This is a genomic window from Telluria sp. GW821-FHT07G12, assembly GCF_059418525.1.
On sequence record NZ_JBWKQA010000025.1, the window covers coordinates 1 to 554 of the forward strand.

A 554-nucleotide genomic window follows, 5' to 3' on the forward strand; every position below is an offset into this window, starting at 1 on the left:
CCTTCGCGGATTGCGAAGCGCAGACCTTCTTCCATCGCGATCGGGGCGATCAGCTTGACGGTGATCGACACGTTATCGCCCGGCATCACCATTTCTTTGTCGGCCGGCAGAACGATCGAGCCGGTCACGTCGGTGGTGCGGAAGTAGAACTGCGGACGGTAGTTGTTGAAGAACGGGGTGTGACGACCACCTTCGTCCTTCGACAGCACGTACACTTCGCCGGTGAAGTCGGTGTGCGGCTTGATCGAGCCCGGCTTGGCCAGAACCTGGCCACGCTGGACGTCTTCACGCTTGGTGCCGCGCAGCAGCAGGCCGACGTTGTCGCCAGCTTGACCCTGGTCCAGCAGCTTGCGGAACATTTCCACGCCGGTGCAGGTGGTCTTCACGGTGTCGACGATACCGATGATTTCGATCTCTTCGCCAACCTTGATGATGCCGCGCTCGACACGACCGGTCACCACGGTACCGCGGCCCGAGATCGAGAACACGTCTTCCACCGGCATCAGGAAGGCGCCGTCAACGGCACGTTCCGGGGTCGGGATGTAGGTGTCCAG

1 protein-coding gene is annotated in these 554 nt (G+C 61.7%); it reads right to left on the reverse strand.

Annotation, left to right across the window (positions count from 1 at the left end):
* A partial coding sequence (locus AC07PE_RS27120; protein ID WP_498770450.1) for an EF-Tu C-terminal domain-related protein occupies positions 1 to 554 on the reverse strand: 554 nt, incomplete at both ends.